Genomic DNA, 470 nt, shown 5'->3' with positions numbered 1-470 from the left:
CCCGCTATCACTTGCTCAATAAGTCTACGACGACCTGGGCCATAGATCCCTGAAAATCGCACACAACAATAGGGATAGCCACTGTTACTGAGTAGAGCTTCTGCCTCTAGCAATCGCTTCCCACTGTAATGACTCGGCTCTGTCGGTGATTCTTCATTAACCCAACTGGCATCTTTTTGACCATAAACACTACTGCTAGACACAAATAGTAGTAAGCGAGGCTGATGAGATTGCTGCTTTAGCGCATTAATCACGGTGGTTACTGTATCGACATAACCCGTTTGATAACCCTGATCACTCATTTCTGCGGGGGTAAATGTCATCACCACCACATCAAATGCGTGCTGGCTCATAAGATTATTCATTTGTTCCTGATCACAGCAATCTGCCCATGCCATATTACAATCAATATCGGCTAAGGACGGCTCAATCGGCGTTCTTTTTACGCCTGTCACTTGTGTATCGCTAAG

General features: G+C 45.5%; 1 protein-coding gene. It reads right to left on the bottom strand.

What is annotated here, in order from left to right:
* The coding region (locus EMN46_RS19005; RefSeq protein WP_154202591.1) for an NAD-dependent epimerase/dehydratase family protein at positions 1-470 on the bottom strand (470 nt) is incomplete at both ends.

This window comes from Ancylomarina sp. 16SWW S1-10-2, assembly GCF_009669305.1.
Taxonomy (GTDB): domain Bacteria; phylum Bacteroidota; class Bacteroidia; order Bacteroidales; family Marinifilaceae; genus Ancylomarina.
Note: the sequence above shows the minus strand (reverse complement) of the source record. Positions and strands in the feature narration are given on the sequence as shown.